The sequence below is a fragment of the Rhodococcus sp. ACS1 genome (genome assembly GCF_002300155.1).
GTDB classification, from domain to species: domain Bacteria; phylum Actinomycetota; class Actinomycetes; order Mycobacteriales; family Mycobacteriaceae; genus Rhodococcus_F; species Rhodococcus_F koreensis.
Genome location: NZ_NSDZ01000015.1, coordinates 127480 through 144363, shown reverse-complemented (window position 1 = coordinate 144363; position 16884 = coordinate 127480). Strand labels below are relative to the sequence as shown.

Annotated in this window: 14 protein-coding genes and 1 pseudogene; all 15 read right to left on the bottom strand. The window is 65.2% G+C overall.

Annotated elements, in window-relative coordinates:
• Positions 1–597: 597 nt before the first annotated feature.
• The 15 genes and pseudogenes from CJ179_RS49435 to CJ179_RS49365 all read right to left on the bottom strand — a co-directional run bounded on the left by CJ179_RS49435 (position 598) and on the right by CJ179_RS49365 (position 16884).
• On the bottom strand, positions 598–1125 hold the full coding sequence (locus CJ179_RS49435; RefSeq protein ID WP_257014949.1) for a gamma carbonic anhydrase family protein: 528 nt from the start codon (positions 1123–1125) through the stop codon (positions 598–600).
• Positions 1122–2668: pseudogene (gene pyk, locus CJ179_RS49430) on the bottom strand (pyruvate kinase). The gene CJ179_RS49435 and the pseudogene pyk overlap by 4 nt, the downstream one beginning before the upstream one ends.
• Before the next feature lie 43 nt (positions 2669–2711).
• A complete protein-coding gene (locus tag CJ179_RS49425) occupies positions 2712–3884 on the bottom strand; it encodes a glycerate kinase (RefSeq protein ID WP_231913881.1) in 1173 nt (390 codons plus the stop codon).
• Positions 3885–4580: 696 nt separating this feature from the next.
• On the bottom strand, positions 4581–5309 hold the full coding sequence (locus CJ179_RS49420) for an ABC transporter ATP-binding protein (protein ID WP_082764637.1): 729 nt from the start codon (positions 5307–5309) through the stop codon (positions 4581–4583).
• Positions 5306–6238: an ABC transporter ATP-binding protein gene (locus CJ179_RS49415; protein WP_061043127.1), complete on the bottom strand. Its 933-nt coding sequence runs from the start codon at positions 6236–6238 to the stop codon at positions 5306–5308. Before CJ179_RS49415 ends, CJ179_RS49420 begins: the two co-directional genes overlap by 4 nt.
• Complete coding sequence (locus CJ179_RS49410; protein WP_005243360.1) at positions 6235–7080, bottom strand: ABC transporter permease; 846 nt, start codon at positions 7078–7080, stop codon at positions 6235–6237. Before CJ179_RS49410 ends, CJ179_RS49415 begins: the two co-directional genes overlap by 4 nt.
• Positions 7073–8026, bottom strand: a complete 954-nt coding sequence (locus tag CJ179_RS49405) for an ABC transporter permease (protein ID WP_095866396.1) — start codon at positions 8024–8026, stop codon at positions 7073–7075. The genes CJ179_RS49410 and CJ179_RS49405 overlap by 8 nt, the downstream gene beginning before the upstream one ends.
• A 92-nt stretch (positions 8027–8118) precedes the next feature.
• Positions 8119–9729, bottom strand: a complete 1611-nt coding sequence (locus tag CJ179_RS49400) for an ABC transporter substrate-binding protein (protein WP_061043126.1) — start codon at positions 9727–9729, stop codon at positions 8119–8121.
• Between the two features lie 215 nt (positions 9730–9944).
• Positions 9945–10940: a 3-hydroxyacyl-CoA dehydrogenase family protein gene (locus CJ179_RS49395; RefSeq protein ID WP_095866372.1), complete on the bottom strand. Its 996-nt coding sequence runs from the start codon at positions 10938–10940 to the stop codon at positions 9945–9947.
• Between the two features lie 13 nt (positions 10941–10953).
• Positions 10954–12192, bottom strand: a complete 1239-nt coding sequence (gene larC, locus CJ179_RS49390; protein ID WP_257016410.1) for a nickel pincer cofactor biosynthesis protein LarC — start codon at positions 12190–12192, stop codon at positions 10954–10956.
• Complete coding sequence (gene larB / locus CJ179_RS49385) at positions 12189–12884, bottom strand: nickel pincer cofactor biosynthesis protein LarB (protein ID WP_061043123.1); 696 nt, start codon at positions 12882–12884, stop codon at positions 12189–12191. Before larB ends, larC begins: the two co-directional genes overlap by 4 nt.
• Positions 12881–13696: an ATP-dependent sacrificial sulfur transferase LarE gene (gene larE / locus CJ179_RS49380; protein WP_061043122.1), complete on the bottom strand. Its 816-nt coding sequence runs from the start codon at positions 13694–13696 to the stop codon at positions 12881–12883. Before larE ends, larB begins: the two co-directional genes overlap by 4 nt.
• Entirely contained in the window at positions 13689–15002 is a 1314-nt protein-coding gene (gene larA / locus CJ179_RS49375) for a nickel-dependent lactate racemase (protein ID WP_257016409.1), read from the bottom strand. Before larA ends, larE begins: the two co-directional genes overlap by 8 nt.
• A gap of 140 nt (positions 15003–15142) precedes the next feature.
• Entirely contained in the window at positions 15143–16075 is a 933-nt protein-coding gene (locus CJ179_RS49370; protein ID WP_005243334.1) for a 3-keto-5-aminohexanoate cleavage protein, read from the bottom strand.
• A gap of 29 nt (positions 16076–16104) precedes the next feature.
• A complete protein-coding gene (locus CJ179_RS49365) occupies positions 16105–16884 on the bottom strand; it encodes an SDR family oxidoreductase (RefSeq protein WP_095866370.1) in 780 nt (259 codons plus the stop codon).

Below are 16884 nucleotides of genomic sequence, written 5' to 3'. Positions count from 1 at the left end.
AACTGGCCGTACCGACACGTTGCAGAGCAAAAACGCGCTGACGACGCAGTTTCGGGGGATAACTGCGTATAACTGAAATTATCGCGGCCCAGTGCGCGCAAACCATGAGTGACACGGGGCGGCGCAGAAACAGCGGTAAGGAGAGCCTGCTGTTGGTTCCACACGTTTCGGTGTCGGTTTCCAGATTTCGTGTCGGTGGCGTGTCGGTTGTCCAAGTTTCGTGTCGGTAGGAAGCCCTAACAAGACACGTTTCCACAGGTCACGAGATGGCTGACCGATCTGCTATTGCCCAGGCGCCGAGGAATCCGACGAAATTCCGGGATGCCCGTTCCGACTAAATGGGTGGAAAGCAGGTCGCCGACATGAACGACTGACACCGGACGTTGGAACCTACAGCTCCTTCCCGGGCTACCGCCGTGTCCTGGAGTGGGCAGCAGTCGGCGCAGGCACACTCCCAGACCGTCGACGCGGCCTGGGCGCCGGTCACCGATGCCCTCGGCGCACTGGCAAGCTTGGCGACGACGGCACCGTCTACCGGATCGTGCTGCTGACCCGACTGCCCCGCACCGACCTGACCGTGGTCTCGCGGTGTCCCGATCAAACCAGGTCTGTAACTTCTGTGGCTGCCGCGTGCCGCACACGAGCGTGGTCGTAGATGTCCGCGTTCGTGCGGATTGCGGTCTCCTCGTGGGCGGTAAGAGTGCGGCGGACTTTTCCGGGTATGCCGGCGACAAGCGATCCGGGTGGGATGTCCGCACCTTCGGGGATCAGGGCATTGGCTGCGATCAAGCTTCCGGCCCCCACGCGTGCCCCGTTCATAACGGTGGCGCCCATTCCGACCAGAACGTCATTTCCGACTGTGCAGCCGTGCAGGATCGCGTTGTGGCCCACGGATACCCCTGTACCGATGACAAGCGGAAATCCAGGATCGGCGTGAAGAACGCAACCGTCTTGGATGTTTGTCCGCTCCCCGATCTCGATGCTTTCCGCATCGCCGCGGACCACTGCGCCATACCAGATGCTCACTTGTGGTCTGATGCGCACAGTCCCGACGACGGTGGCATTCGGTGCGATCCACACATCTTTCGCGATGTTTTGATCGCCTGCGGTCAGAGAAATTCTCACGGTGTTGTCCTTACTGGCTCGAGCCGGTGTCTGTCGGTGGGCCGGCGGGCTGTGGTGAAGTCGTCCTCACCGATCCGGTGAACGTGGACGAGATTGGTGGAACCGACGGTATGGGGCGGTGATCCGGCGACGATGACGACGAGGTCGCCTGGTTGGTACCGATCCAAGGCGAGGAGTGCGCGGTCGACTTGGCGGACCATTTCGTCGGTGGAGTCGACTGGGTCGACGACGAAGGTTTCGGTGCCCCATGTCAGCGCCAACTGATTGCGGACCCGCGGCGTAGGAGTAAACGCCAGCAACGGTAGGTGTGTGTGGAGGCGGGCCAGCCGCCGAACGGTGTCGCCGGACTGTGTGAATGCGACGAGCGCTTTCGCGTGCAATCGTTCGCCGATGTCTCGGGCGGCGAAGGAGATCACTCCGCCGTGGGTTCGGGGGACGTGGGTCAGGGTGGGACGTGGGTGGACTGCCGTTCGACGGCATCGAGTATCCGGGCCATCGTGCGGACCGTCTCGATCGCATGTCTGCCCACTGAGGTTTCTCCGGAGAGCATCACCGCGTCAGCACCGTCGAGCACGGCGTTCGCGACATCCGAGGCTTCCGCTCGGGTCGGTCGGGCATTGTCGATCATCGATTCGAGCATCTGCGTGGCGACGATGACCGGTCGGGCATTCTCCCGAGCGATCTGCACGGCACGCTTTTGTACGAGCGGTACTTGTTCGAGGGGAAGTTCGACCCCGAGATCTCCTCGGGCGACCATAATCGCGTCGAATGCGATCACAATCTCTTCGAGAGCGTCTACGGCTTCCGGCTTTTCGATCTTCGCGATGACCGGAACCCGGCGTCCGACGCGGTCCATCACCTCGTGGACCCGGTCGATGTCGGCGGGCGATCGCACGAACGAGAGTGCGATCATGTCCACCCCCAATCGAAGTGCGAACTCGAGGTCGTCGATGTCCTTGTCCGACAGGGCGGGGACTGACACGTTCATCCCGGGCAAGGACACGCCCTTGTTGTTCGAGACCGGGCCGCCCTCGACGACTCGGCACACCACGTCATTGCGGTCGACGGCGGTGACGGTCAGCGACACTTTGCCGTCATCGACGAGGAGTCGATCTCCGGGGCGTGCGTCTTGGGCGAGTTGCGTGTAGGTCGTCGATACCCGGTCACGGGAGCCCACGCACTCTTCGACGGTGATACGGACCTCTTCGCCCGGCGCCCATATTGTCGCGCCGTCGGCGAAGCGGCCGAGCCGAATCTTCGGGCCCTGCAGGTCCGCGAGAATCCCTACTGCCTTGCCGGAGTCCCCGGATGCCGACCGCACTCGACGGTAGTTCGCCTCGTGATCGGAGTGGTCCCCGTGACTGAAATTGAGGCGGGCGACATCCATCCCGCTGTCGACGAGCTCTCGGATGCGGTCATCGGTTGCGGTCGCGGGCCCGAGTGTGCAGACAATCTTCGCGCGGCGAAGGGCTGTCGAGGCCGGCGCATCAAGGTCGGTCGCGGAGTTCTCTTTCGCGATGGTCGGGTCGAGGGTGGTGTCCATTGGGCTCCTTGTAAATCGCACTGCATCCAGCCACGTTGTCGAGTCAGCGGTGTGCGTGGACCGAGAGGTAGTCACGGGCAATGCCTGAACCGATCTGTTCGAGGAGGCTTTCCGCGTTGGCCATGCTGTTGCGTTCATCGGGTTCGAGATCGGTGAGGGTGTAGACGGCGCCGAGGCCTACCGCGTGCGCGTCGTCGGCGGTCACGAGGGAGCGACCTGCCACGGCAACGGTGGGTACCCCGACCCGCCGAGCGGCCCGAGCGACGCCGACTGGCCCCTTACCCCGCAGACTCTGCTCGTCGAGGGAGCCCTCACCGACGACGACCAGTGCCGCGGCTTGCACGACGTCCGAGAAGGAGGTGAGTTCGAGGAGTAGTTCGATGCCCGAGGTCAGCCGCGCCCCGAGTACCGCGGCCATTCCGAAGGCCAAACCGCCCGCCGCACCGACACCGGGTGAGTCTCGTATGTCCCGCCCGACTGCCGTAGCGACCACGTCCGCCCAGCGACTGAGGGCGTGATCGAGGTGGGCCACCGTGTGGGGACTGGCACCCTTCTGCGGAGCATACACAAACGCCGCGCCGTGCCGCCCGGTGAGCGGATTGTCGACATCGCACGCAACGATCAACTCGACATCGCGTAGACGAGGATCGAGTGCGTCGACGCACAGGACGTGCGCCTCGGACAGGTCCTGGGCGCAGGGGTAGATGGGGTCCCCGTCGGCGTTGAAGATGCGCGCCCCGAGCGCGGCCAACGCACCGGCACCACCATCGGTGGTGGCACTGCCTCCGACTCCGAGCACAATCCGATGTGCGCCGCGGTCGAGGGCGTCCACCATCAACTGCCCGACCCCCCGGGTGGATGCTGTGCGCGCTGTGGTGCGCGTCGGGCCGCCGGAGCCGAGGTTGGCCAGCCCTGCGGCAGAGGCCATCTCGATGACTGCGGTGTTGCCACGCAGCGCGTAGGTAGCGGTCACCGTCTGCTGCAGTGGGCCGGTGACCGAGCAGGTGACCGGTGCATAGCCTTGTCGAATCATCATCTCGACCGTCCCCTCCCCACCGTCGGCGACCGGGAACTCGATCACCTTCAGATTCGGTGCAGCGGAACGCACACCGCGTGCGAGGGCGGCCGCAGCATCCGACGCAGATGCCGACCCCTTGAACTTGTCCGGGGCGATCACCATGTGGCCGGTGCTGTTGTGTACTGGCGGACTAATCACGAGTCGACCTTCGGTGTTCGATTGTGCCTGGGTCATCGTTGCCTCAGAACGCCACTGACTGCACGGCGATGATGGCTTTGTCGTTCATGGTCTTTACTCCTTGATGGGACTCGGTCTGGTGGGTGTGCTGGCAGGCAGGACCTGGATGGCGCCATCGCGGCCCGGGTATGCGGCGTCGTGATCACGGTCATCCCACGTGTGCGGTGGTGCGGGCTTCGTCGGGCTCGGAATGCGGGCGGCTGCGGGGTCGAGAACTATCCACCGTTGCGGCCTCCACCTCGGTGATGGCATCAGGTTCGCGGAGCAGATCTGACGACGAGAAGTTCCCCAGCGGCCCAACGACTATTGACCGCGGCGATCCGGATGGATGCCGCTTGCGGCTGCGTGGAAGGGGCACCCGAACAGCTAGTCAATCCTCGAGGATTCGAGATCTGCCGGCGACGCGCATCGCAGCCCCCCGGCGCTACGTGGGAGGCGAAGCCGACCAGGCACCGACCCGTCCGCGCGGCGTTGCCCGCTCGTACCCACTGCCACCGCCGCGCGATGGCCGTCCTCACCGTGCACCTCCTCGAGCGTCGATCTGATACATCGACGGTAGGTGTGAGCCAGATCATTAAGCAACGTTAAGTTCACCATTCGTGCCGGTCGTCGACGCTTACGATCGCGAGATCATCCTCCCGTCTGGGAGTTATGCCGTTACCGCCAATGCGTCGACTGGGCCGGTAGAGCCGGGGACGCGGGATGTTCGCAACGACTACGGCTGTCTGCCCGCGGTACCAGTTCAGGGAGGTCTATGACGGTGTCGGCCCAGGCGTGAAGGAGTTGGTGGTCGTGGCTGACGGCGAGGATCCCGAGAGCCGCATCAGCTTCCTCTATCAGGACGTGCACTAGCGCGGCGGTGGTAGCGGGGTCGAGCATGGCGGTCATCTCGTCGCAGATCAGGTATCGGGGTCGTTGGATGAGGGCACGGGCGAGGCAGGCTCGCTGCAGTTGTCCGTCGGAGACCTGATGGGGTTGGCGTTGCAGTAGATCGGCCGTGAGACCAACCCGCAGCGCCGTGGTATGAACCGTGCGTGCCCGCTGATCTGCCGGGGTGCCGGTGACAGCAAGCGGTTCTGCGATGATGCGTTCGAGTGTCCACCGCGGTGAGGTTGCCTGCCGAGGTGATGGGAACAGCATCGCGATGCTCCTCTGGCGCCTGCCCCGCAGTCGACTGGGTGGGGTAAGGGGCTCTCCGTCGACGGTGACTGCCCCTGCAGAGGGCAGATGAAGGCCTGCGAGGACACGGGCGAGTGTCGTTTTGCCGGACCCGGATGGTCCAGTCAGGCCGACAACGCTGCCGGCCGGGATCGTCAGGTCGATGTCGGTCAGCAGGGAATATCCCGGGGTGTGGCCGACGGTGATGTTGTGGGCGCGCAGGCTCACCGGGGGGCTCCGATCAGGCGGCGGATCGCATGGGGGCCGCGGTAATCGAGGGAGGTCGGTCTACCGGGCAATCCCGGAACCGGGTAGTGCGGGTGAGTGACACGGTAGTGCGGGAGATTCGTGAGTTGTGGCGGCATCTCGGGTGGCGGTGTGAGTCCGTGCTCGGGCAACGCGGCGAGCAGGGCGCGGGTGTAGGGGTGCCCGGGATCGTCGAGCACTGCTGTGGTGGAGCCGGTTTCGACGATCCGGCCGGAGTGCATCACCGACAGGCGGTCGGCGTGCGTGGGCAGCGCCGCTAGGTCGTGGGTGATGAGCAGGACAGCGGCTCCGGTGTGTGCGCAGTCGTCGAGTAGGTCGAGGACGTGTGAGGTCAGTTGGGGGTCGAGGTTCGAGGTGGGCTCGTCGGCGACGATGACCGCTGGGTCACCGGCGAGCGCGAAGGCGATCGCGGCGCGTTGGGCCATCCCCCCGGACAGCTGGTGCGGGTACAACGCCGCCACGGCGTCGGGTAGGCCCACCCGGATCAGCAGCGATGTCACGGTGTGTCGGGAGTGGAGGTGATGGAGGGTTTCGGTGAGTTGATCGCCGACTGTGCGCACCGGAGTGAGAAATGTTGCGGCCGATTGCGGGACCAGCGCGATGCGGCGGCCGCGTAGGCGACGCCACTGCTTCTCCCGGGTACCGACGAGTTCGGTGGGTGCCGCGTCGCCGCTGGAGAGGGTGACGGTTCCGGTGGTCGTTGCGGTGGCCGGGAGCAAGCCGCACAGCGTCGCAGCGATGATCGACTTGCCGCATCCGGATTCGCCCACCAGGGCGTGTACCTGTCCGGCATCGAGGCGGAGGTCGATATCGCTGACAGCGTGAACAGTTCCGGCGCGGGTGGGGATCCGTACGGTCAGCCCGCGTGCCTCGACAAGCGCGGTCGTCATCGTGGACTCCTTTCCATGATGGGTGGGTTGACACGGTCGCGCACCGCGGCCCCGATCCCGGCTACGGCGAGGGTGGTGAGGATGAGAAGCAGAGCCGGGAAGGTGAGGGTCCACCAGCCGCCGAGGAGCAGTGAGGACCGGGCCTCCTGCAGCAGCGTGCCGAGTGAGGGGCGGTCCGCTGACAGTCCGAGGCCGAGGAACGACAGTGTGCTCTCGTGCCAGATCGCGTGCGGCAGGAGTAATACCACCGCGATCACGGTTTGACCTGCGGCGGCCGGCATGAGGTGGGCTCGCATGACCTGCGCGCGGGTGGCGCCGGCGAGGTACGCGGCGTCGACGAAGGCGCTGCCGCGAACGGTGAGGACCTCGGCGCGAGCGATGCGGGCGACCTGGGTCCAGTGGGTGAGCGCGATCGACGCGATGATCGCGGCCAGGTTGCCGGGGTATAGGGCGACGATGACGATTCCGAGGAGCAGGTGCGGCATGGCGTTGATCCCGTCGACCGTACGCATGGCGAGGCGATCCGCCCACCCTCCCACAGCGGCGGCCACGACCCCGACCGTAGCCCCGAGTGCCGCGGAGGCAAGGGCGCAGACAGCGGCGATCAGGAGCGAGATCCGCAGGCCGGCGGCGACGCGGACGAAGAGGTCCCGGCCCGCGATGTCGGTGCCGAACGGGTGCGACCAGGACGGAGCCTGCCTGGCCGCGGAGAAGTCGGTGAGCCGGTCGTCCACCCCGGCGAGCCATGGGACCAGCAGCGCATACCCGCCGATCACCGCCAGGAACGCCACCCCCAGCCACAGTGTCAGTCCCCCTGATCGGAGGAAGGGTCGATCAGGCATCAGGGTTCACCTTCGGATCCAAAAGGGTGTACGCGATGTCGGCGAGCAGTGACCCGACCAGTACGACCAGTGTCGTTCCCAGCGTCAGTGCCGCCAGAAGCGGGAAATCCAGCTCACGGGCGGACGTGACGACGGCTCCGGCCAGCCCAGGCCAGGAGAAACCCTCCTCGATGATCACGGCGCCGACGATCAGTTCCGGCAAGCGCAAGCCGATCACGGTGGCGAACGGGGCGAGCGCCACCGGAACGATGTGCCGCCACAAAATCACCGCACTCGGCAGACCACGGGCCCGGGCGCCGAGCACCGCATCGGAGGCGGCGGCAGCGCGCACGGACTCACGCACCGACAACAGCAGCCACGGCATCTGTGAGAGCGCCAACACCGCTGAGGGCAGAACGAGATGACGAACAACCTGTCCCACCGTCGGTGCGACACCGGCGTCGGTCAGCCCCGCCACCGGTAACCACCCCAGAGTCAGTGCGAACACGGCAACAGCGGTGAGGGACAGCACGAACGGGGGCACCGCCTGCACCATGGTCGCCGATCCCGTGATCAACCGGTCGACCAGCCCGCCAGGGCGGGCACCAGCACACACTCCGAGCAGTAGTGCCGCGCCGATCGCGGAGGTCAGGCCGACACCGGTAAGCAGCAGTGTCCACGGCAGTCGTTCACCGATCACCCCAGCGACCGGCTGGGAAAAGCTCCGCGACACACCGAGATCACCGGTAACCAGGTCGGACAGCCACTGCCCGTACACCTTCCACCACGGTTCGTTCATGCCCAGCTCGGCCGCGATCCGGGCCTGGTCGGCGCTCGAGGTCGTCAGATAGCGGTCGCCGAGGTAGCTCGCCAATGGATCGAACGGGGACCGGGACGCGACCGCGAACAGCACGGCAGACACAATGCCGAGCAGCGGGACAGCGAAGGCTAGTCGTCGCAGCACCATTCGCCTGACCTTCGCCCGCCGATTGATCGGCGCAGGAACTGGCGCACCGCTGCCGGTGGGCGGTGCCGCGGTGCGGGCGTTCACGGTGACACTCACCGGCGTGTCCAGACGCGCAGATTCCACCACGGCCCCCAGTTCACGCCATGACTGTGCGGTTCCAGAACGGGGGTCGATCCGGTCCAGACGTTTCCGCGTTCGATGTAGGTGTGGTCGAGGAACACCAGCATCACGTAGCCCGGATCGGCGACGTATGCGGTCTGTGCAGTCCGGTAGTCGGCGGCACGTGCCTGCGGGTCCAGGGCCCGGCGGGCATCGTCGAGTGCACGGTCGACAGCAGGGTTCGCATAGTCGGAGGCGTTGTCGTAGGGGGATCCGGCACCAGGCACCGCGAACCGTGAGTGCAGCGTCGAGTACACCTGCGGATCCGGGTCGAACGGCAGGTCACCACCACCGAGCAATCCAGCCTTGCTCGGCAGCTGATCCGGGAAGGCGGAACGGTCGACGGCTTCGACGTCGACCCGGACACCGAGCCTTTCCGCGTCGGAGACGAACGCCTGAGCGAGGTCCCGGCGCAGGGTGTCCTCGGGGAAGTACATGATCGTGAACTCCGCACACACACCGCTCTTCGCGCGGATACCGTCGCTGCCACGCACCCAGCCGGCCTCGTCGAGTAGTGCGGCAGCGCGGGCCGGGTCGTACGGGAAGGTTGCGGTCGGTTCGTAGGCGGCGCCGTACACCTCGGGGATCGGTGTCGAGGCGGGCCGGCCATACCCACCGAGGATGTGGTCGACCATGCCCTGCCGGTCCACCGCCAGGTTCAGAGCCATTCGCACGGCGGGGTCTGCGGTGACAGGGTTGTCGGCAGGTAGTGTGACCCCGCGCCAGTCAGCGGACGCGTTCACCCTTACCTGGTATCCCGGATTGTTCCGAAAGGTGTTGGCCAGCAACGGTGGGACGTTTGTGCCGTCGAGCTCCCCGGCCGCCATCCGCTGCGCCCGGGCGTTGTCGTCCGGCGCGTAGATCACCGTCAGCTTCTTCACCTGCGGTGCGCCGTCCCAGTAGTCCGCGTTGGCCTCGTACACCGCCTGGTCCGGCCTCGAGGAAATGAGCTTGTACGGGCCGGTTCCGACGGGGGCGGTATTGAGGGTGGACTCTTCGGCCCGCCCGCCGGACAGTCGCTCGGCCGGAGCGATTCCCAGGAGCATCTTCGTCGGCCACGCCGCGTACGGGTACTCGAGGCGGAACTGTACCGTCGACGGATCCACGGCGGTCACCGCATCGATCATGTCGAGGCTGCTCAGCAGCGGTGACGCGGACCGTGGATCCAAGATGGCGTCGTACGTCGCCGCGACGTCGTACGCGTCGAGCCCGGTGCCGTCGGTGAAACGGACGCCCTCACGAATCTTGACGGTCACGAGCAGTCCGTCCTCGCCGACAGTGGGCATGTCCGCGGCAAGCGCCGGTTCGAAAGTCGGCATGCCCTCGCCTCCGACGAGGCGAAGCAAGCCGTCGTAGATCTTCGACTCTCCCGCCTCCCCGTGCCCATTGGCGGGGTTGTAGCCCCCGAGTTCGTAACCATCGGCCAACACCAGGGCATCCGAGTCGGACGGGACCCATTCCCCGGGAACTGAGCAGCCGCCGATAGCCAAGGCGGCGGCCACCGTCGTGGTGATGATCAGCGGTCGACGTCGGTGACCGATCACAGTCAGTCTCTCCTTTTCGCATGAGCGCGGCACCGCCACCCAACATGTGCACATTTGTTCAGATATTCAGGTGTTTGCGCCGGGTTCGGCGGAAGGGCGGCGGCCCGGGCCACCCCATCCGCGGGTGTTCGAGTCCCCACAGGGGTGTACTGCCCTGCAAGGGAGGGCACCGTCGCGGATCTCGAGATCCGCGACGGTGCCGCACTCGCGCGCTTCTACGAACGGCCGCCGGCAGCGGGTACGGACCGGCGAAGGGCGGGTGAGTCCCCGAGTCGGGCCCGCATTCGTTCCAACTGCACATACGCGGTGTTCCGGTAGGCGACCAGATCCTCCTGCGCCGTGGAGTCCAGGTCGAGAATTCCACGGCCGGACTTGATGCCGAGGTTGCCCTCGGCGACGGACTGTGTCAGCACCTCCGGTGTGGCGAATCGCTCGCCGTAGGCATTCTCGAGCGTACGGAACGTGTCTTTGTAGACGTCGAGGCCTGCCATGTCTGCGATGGCGAATGGACCGAAGAGCGAGAGCCTGAAGCCGAACGAATTCGACACGATCGCATCGATCTCCGACGCGGTGGCCACGTTCTCCTCGAGCATCCTCGCCGCTTCCTTGTACAAGGCGTACTGAAGCCGGTTGGCGACGAACCCGGGGCTGTCGGACACGGTGGACGGGTGCTTGCCCACTGCTCGGATCAGATCGGAGGACAGGGCGACGAGTTCGGGCCGTGTCGCCTGGTGGGGAATGATCTCGACGCAGGGGATGAACGGCACCGGGTTCATGAAGTGCACTCCCAGGAAGCGTTCGGGGTTGGTCACTCCTTCTGCCAGTGACGTGATCGAGATGGCGGAGGTGTTGGTGCCGATCACCGCGGTCTCATTGGCGCCGGAGATCCTTCGCAGCACATCGAGCTTGACGGCCGGGATCTCGGGAACCGCCTCGATGACGAAGTCGGCGTCCGTGACTGCGGATTCCATGGATTCGGCCGCGCCCAGGTTGGCCTGGATTGCTGCGGCCGAACCCTGTGGCAGCAGGTCCTTGGACTCGAATTCGAGCGCCTCGGCATGGAGTCGGTCCCGCGCCGCCGAAGCGGAGGCGGCATCGACGTCTGCGATGCTGACACGGTAGCCGTGGGCGGCGCAGATCTGGGCGATGCCGCCGCCCATGTACCCGGCTCCGACGACAGCAATGTGTCGAATTGATTCTGTGGTCGTCATCGACCGTCACCTCTCACTGAGTGCGGATGGAAGAACCATCCATTTGATTTGTCATGGGATCGGATGACCCCGCGTCGGCGTCGAGCTGGTGTTGGTGCGAGTGCAGGTGCTCGGCGACGAGCACCTGCACTCGGTCGGCCGCGACGCGGACCGGAACGCCGGTCGCGGCGGCTACCTTGTGCAGGTCGTCGTGCTCGGGCTTGGCCCGGTGCGGGCCGACTTTCACCCGTACCGGAATCCCGTCGACGTCGACATGGATCCACGTGCGGGGCAGCGTTCGGCGATCAATTGTCGTGCGCCGAACTCCCAGCGTTCCAGTCCTGCTGAGCAGACATTCCTCGACGGAGGCAACGGAGGGCGGACGGCAGAGGGCCGAAATCACGTGTGCCGGCCGATTCTTCTTCCCTACCACCGGTGCGATCCAGGCATCGGCCGCACCCGAGTCGAGTAGTTCACCGACGAGTTGTCCGAGGACCTCGCCGGTGACGTCGTCGACGGTGGTCTCCAGCATCACCATCGAATCGACGGCTGCATTGCGTGCCACCTTCGAACCCAGCACCGCGGTGAGCACATTCGGCCGACCAGGGGTATCGCGCGAACCCGCACCGTAGCCGACGGCGTCGATGGTCATTTCCGGAACCGGTCCGTAGCGTGCTCCCATTGCGGAGAGCAGTGCGGCGCCGGTGGGTGTCACCGTTTCGGTGGGTGTATCGATGCCGATGACGGTGGCGCCCCGCAGCAGGCCGAGGGTTGCGGGTGCAGGCACCGGAAGCATTCCGTGCGCAGCCCTGGTTTGACCGATGCCGAGCCCCACGGCACCGGACCACACTTCGTCGATGCCGAGCGCGTGCAGGGCCGCCGCGACGCCGACCGTATCGACGATGGTGTCGACACCGCCGAGTTCGTGAAGGTGGATGGATTCGACGGGTGCACCATGGATCGTGGATTCGATCTGGGCCACCGAGTGAATTGCCGTGACAGCGAGGTCCGCCGCCGCGGAGGGTTGCGCTCTGCGGGCCATGGCCAGGAGCTCGGCAGCGTGTCGTTCGGTCACGATCTCGTCGACGTCGACAACGGCGTGCAGGGCACGTACACCCTGTCGCTCGACGGAGTCGGTCGTCAGATTCCAGCCGGTGATTCCCGTCGAGTCGATCGCCAAACGAACCTTGTCGATGGGTGCGCCGAGATCGAGTAGCGCACCGAGCAACATATCGCCGGAGATGCCGGCTATGGGGTTGAGCCACAGGATCATGATCGTCCGTTTTCGTGGGCGCGGGGCCGACAGCACAGCATCGACAGGCGGTGTGCCGCCATGGCGGCACCGAACCCGGAATCGATGTTGACCACGGTCATACCGGCGGCGCAGGAGGTCATCATCGCCATCAACGCGGTGATTCCCTCCAGCGCCGCGCCGTATCCGGTGGAGGTGGGGACGCAGATCACCGGTGCCGCAACGAGCCCACCGAGGACACTCGCGAGGGCTCCTTCCATGCCGGCCACGACGACCACGGCGTCGAAACGCCGGATTTCGTCGATGCGCGCCATGAGTCGATGCAGGCCTGCGACTCCGACGTCCCGCACATCGGTGACCGCCAGTCCGATCGCTGCCGCGACCGCGATCGCTTCCGCGGCGACGGGCCCATCGGCCGTCCCGGCGGTCACGACACCAAGGGTGAAGCTTTTGCGCCGCCCGGCGGGGCGCCACACCAATAGCCGTGCAAGGTGGTCGTAGACGCCGTCCTCGACACCCGCCATCACCTCGGCGGCGACATCGGGCGGCACCCGGGTGACCAGTACCGGACCCGAATTGGTCTCGAGCAGGAGCCGGACGATTCTCACGATTTCGACGACCGTCTTGCCAGGTCCGTAGACCACTTCGGGCAAACCTTGTCGCCGTTCGCGATCGAAGTCGACCGTGAAGTTCTCAGCTACGGGGACACTCATCGCGACACCGGCGTCAAGGACAGCAATGCGTTCATTCCGCCACTGCGCAGACCGCCGAGGTCGAGGGAACCGAACACGAAGCCGGCACTGCGCAGTGCCGTCAGGATGTCGCCGCGACGTTCGAATGCACTGGTCAATTCGGTGTCCGCGATCTCGACGCGGGCCAGTGTGCCATCCGCGTGTGCGCGCACCCGGAATTCGCTAAAGCCGAATTGGCGCAATGACTCTTCTGCCCGTTCGATGCGCCCAAGAAGTTCCGGCGTGACGTTGTCGCCGTACGCGATGCGCGAAGAAAGGCATGCCGCGGCGGGCTTGTCGGCGGTTGCCAACCCAAGTTCTCGGCTGATCGAGCGCACATCGTATTTGGTGAGTTCCGCGTCGACCATCGGGAAGATCGCACCCCGTGCGACCGCGGCAGACTGTCCTGGCCGATGATCGCCGAGGTCATCGAGGTTGGTTCCCAATGCCATCCGCGCACCCATCATCGAGGCGAGTGGAATCAACGCGTCGAACAGGGCGGTCTTGCAGTGGAAGCAACGGTTGCCGGTGTTCGCAACGTAATCGGGGTTGTCCAGCTCGTCGGTGCAGACCTCGACGTGTGGGATGTTCTGCTCCCGCGCGAAGGTCCTCGCGGCCACCCTCTCCGATGCCGGAAGACTCGCAGAGACGGCCGTGACGGCCACTGCCCGATCACCGAGCGCGCGATGGGCCGCAGAGGCAAGCAATGCGGAGTCGGCGCCTCCGGAGAAGGCGATCAGTAGCTTGTCTTCTTGACTCAGGCGAGCCATGAGTCGGGCGAGTAGTTCACTCATGAGTTTGTGCCTCGATCAGGTAGGGGATCGTCTGCGGGCCCTCGGGGAGAACGCAGACCCGGGCATCGGGCCCGACGGCGGCGAGTTCCGCTTCGACTGCCGCGGCGATGTCCTCGACCAGGAACAGGTGTGCGGTACGCAATTCCTCGTCCGACAGATGTGTGGTGTGCATGCCGACGCGGGCGGTGGCGAGCAGGCGCGCAAGTACTTGCACTTGCCACTGATCGGGGACCGTTTCGGTGCGAGCGGAGATCGCAGCCAAGAGCTCGGCCGGGGTCGGCTCGGACGCGAGGACCTCTCGGAAAGAACCGTGATCGGGAAACCCGTCACTGCATTCGGCCGCGCAGATGATCAGTCCGCCTGGTTTGACCACCGTAGCGGCGGCGGTCATCCCCTTGACCGCCTGGTAGACGCTCTGGTCTAGGGGGAAACCCGCGTTCGTCGTCACCACGACGTCGTAGAGCTGGGGGACGGGGCACATGGACAGTTCGTGGACCACCTCGCGTGCAGCGGCATGCATGGCGAGCAGTTCGCCGCCGAATGCGGCGATCACCTTCTGCTCACGGTTGAGTACCACATCGAACGCGAAGTCGACGCCGGTGCCGTGGGCGATGGCGCGAATGTCGTCGTGTACCGGGTTGCCCTCGCACACCGCCCATGTGGCACGGTCACTGCCGATCCGCGCGGCGTTGTGCAGTGTCAGTACAGTCTCGAGACCGGCCAATCCCGGAGCGACCAGCTTGGGGCCACCGCTGAACCCGGCGAAGAAGTGCGGCTCGACGAACCCTGTCGTGATCCTGATGTCTGCGTCGACCCATTGGCGGTTGAGCCACACCGGAACACCGTCGCCGTAGGTACCCATCCAGGCCAGGGACTCGGTGTCGCGTGCATCGTGATTGACGATGCGCATGGTGTCGACGAGTTCGTCGCCCAACATCTGCCGCAGTTCGCTGTCGGTGTTGCCGCGGTGGGTCCCCGTTGCTACCAGCAATGTGAAGTCATCACGGGATGCAATGCCGTCGAGTTCGGCGAGGAGTGCTCTCACCATGAGTTCGCGCGGTTGCGGTCTGGTGAGGTCGCAGAGCGAGACCGCGATACGCTGCCCGGGTGTGACGATGTCCCGCAGCGGGCGGCCGGAGACCGGTTTTGCCAGCGCGTCACGCAGGGTCGAGGCGGGGTCGGGAGCCGCCTCCAGGAATTTGGGAGCGACGACGGTGGTGCGGTCGGACGGAAAATCTACCGTCAGTCCCGTGGAACCGTACGCGAGGGTCACCGGCAGAACCGCACCCGGTTGGGTCGTAGTCAACAGTTTCTCCTTTGTTGCGATCCACGATCAGATGCACAACGGCATGTCATTCGACTGTTTGGATTCTCGAGACTCCAAACGAGAGCGGCACTGCCCGTGATTAATTCGTCGTGAACGAGGGGTTGGGTGTCATCGTCTGATCAGAATGCGACTTTGTCGGCGCCCTTGAGGTCGAGCATTTCGCGGGCTTCGTCCGGTGTTGCCACCTCGAAGTTCAGGGCCTCGAGAATCGTTCGGATGCGGGTGACCTGCTCGGCATTGGAGGCGGCCAACTGCCCGGGTCCGATCCACAGTGAGTCTTCCAATCCCACACGCACATGGGATCCGATGGCGGCACCGATGGTCGCCAGTGGCATCTGGTTCCGACCTGCACCGAGGATCGACCATTCGTAGCTGTCTCCTAGGAGCCGGTCTGCGGTTCGCCGCATGTGCATGAGATCTTCGGGGTGTGCTCCGATTCCGCCGAGAAGCCCGAACACGGACTGGACGAAGAGCGGTCCCCGCGCCAAGCCGCGGCCGTGGAAGTGGGCGAGGTTGTTGAGGTGCGAGATGTCGTAGCACTCGAACTCGAACCGAGTGCCGTTGGAGTTACCGATCTCGAGGATGCGCTCGATATCCGCGAAGGTGTTCTTGAAGACGAGATCGCGTGACTTCTCCAGCGCGTCGCGTTCCCAATCGTTCTTGAAGTCCGAGAACCGGTCCAGCATGGGGTACAGGCCGAAGTTCATCGAGCCCATGTTCAACGAGGCGAGCTCCGGCGAGAATGTGGCCACCGGTTTCATCCGCTCCTCGACGCTCATGTGCGGCGAGCCGCCAGTCGTGATGTTGATAACGGCGTCGGTGTTTGCCTTCAGCTTCGCCAGGATCGGTTCGAAATGCGTCGGGTCCTGTGAGGGCCTGCCGTCTTCGGGATCACGGGCGTGCATGTGAACGATGGCCGCGCCGGCTTCCGCTGCTCCGATTGCCGCCTCGGCAATTTCGTTGGCCGTGACGGGAAGGTGCGGGGACATGCTGGGGGTGTGGATCGCGCCGGTGACAGCGCTGGTGATGATCACTTTGCGTTTGCTGGACATGGTGTTTCCTTCTCTGATCTCTGAGGTGGTCAGAAGAGCTTGTCGGTGTTTCCGTCAACAGCCATCGCCTGGCCGTTGACATTGCGGGCCAGGCCGCTCGACAGGAAGACGGCCATGTTCGCGATGTCGGTAGCGTCAATCAGGCGTCCGAGTGAGGACTGTCCGCGGTACAGGGCCGCTACCTCGTCCACCGGTCGGCCGACCATGTCGGCTTTCGCCGCGATCACTGCGTCAATACGTGGCCCGTCGACTGCGCCCGGGCAGATCGCATTGACGCGCAAGCCCTCGGCGCCGAGTTCGATCGCCAAAGACTTGGTGAAACCGATGACCGCCCACTTCGATGCCGAATACGGACTGCGACCGGCCATGCCGAGTCGGCCCGCGGCCGAGGACATGTTGATGATCGATGCCTCGGATGATTTCCGCAGGAGGGGGAGGGCATGCTTGACGCAGAAGAACTGACCATGGACGTTGACATCGAACGTGGCCTTCCACGCGTCCGAGTCGAGTGAGTCGACAGGACCCGTCGGTCCCGCGACACCGGCGTTGTTCACCAGCACATCCAGACCGCCGAGGTTGTCGACCACGGACGTCATCAGGGTACGGACCTGGTCCTCGTCCGACACGTTACTGACCGCAGCGATGAACCCGGCGGCCTTGGCGTTGTCGACCGCCACCGGGTCGATGTCGGTGACGAAGACGTCTGCTCCCAGACTCTTGAAGCTCGTGGCAATGGCGAGTCCGATGCCTGCCGCGCCGGCGGTAACGAGTACTCGTCGACCGGAGAAGTCCAGGGCTGATGAAGTCAT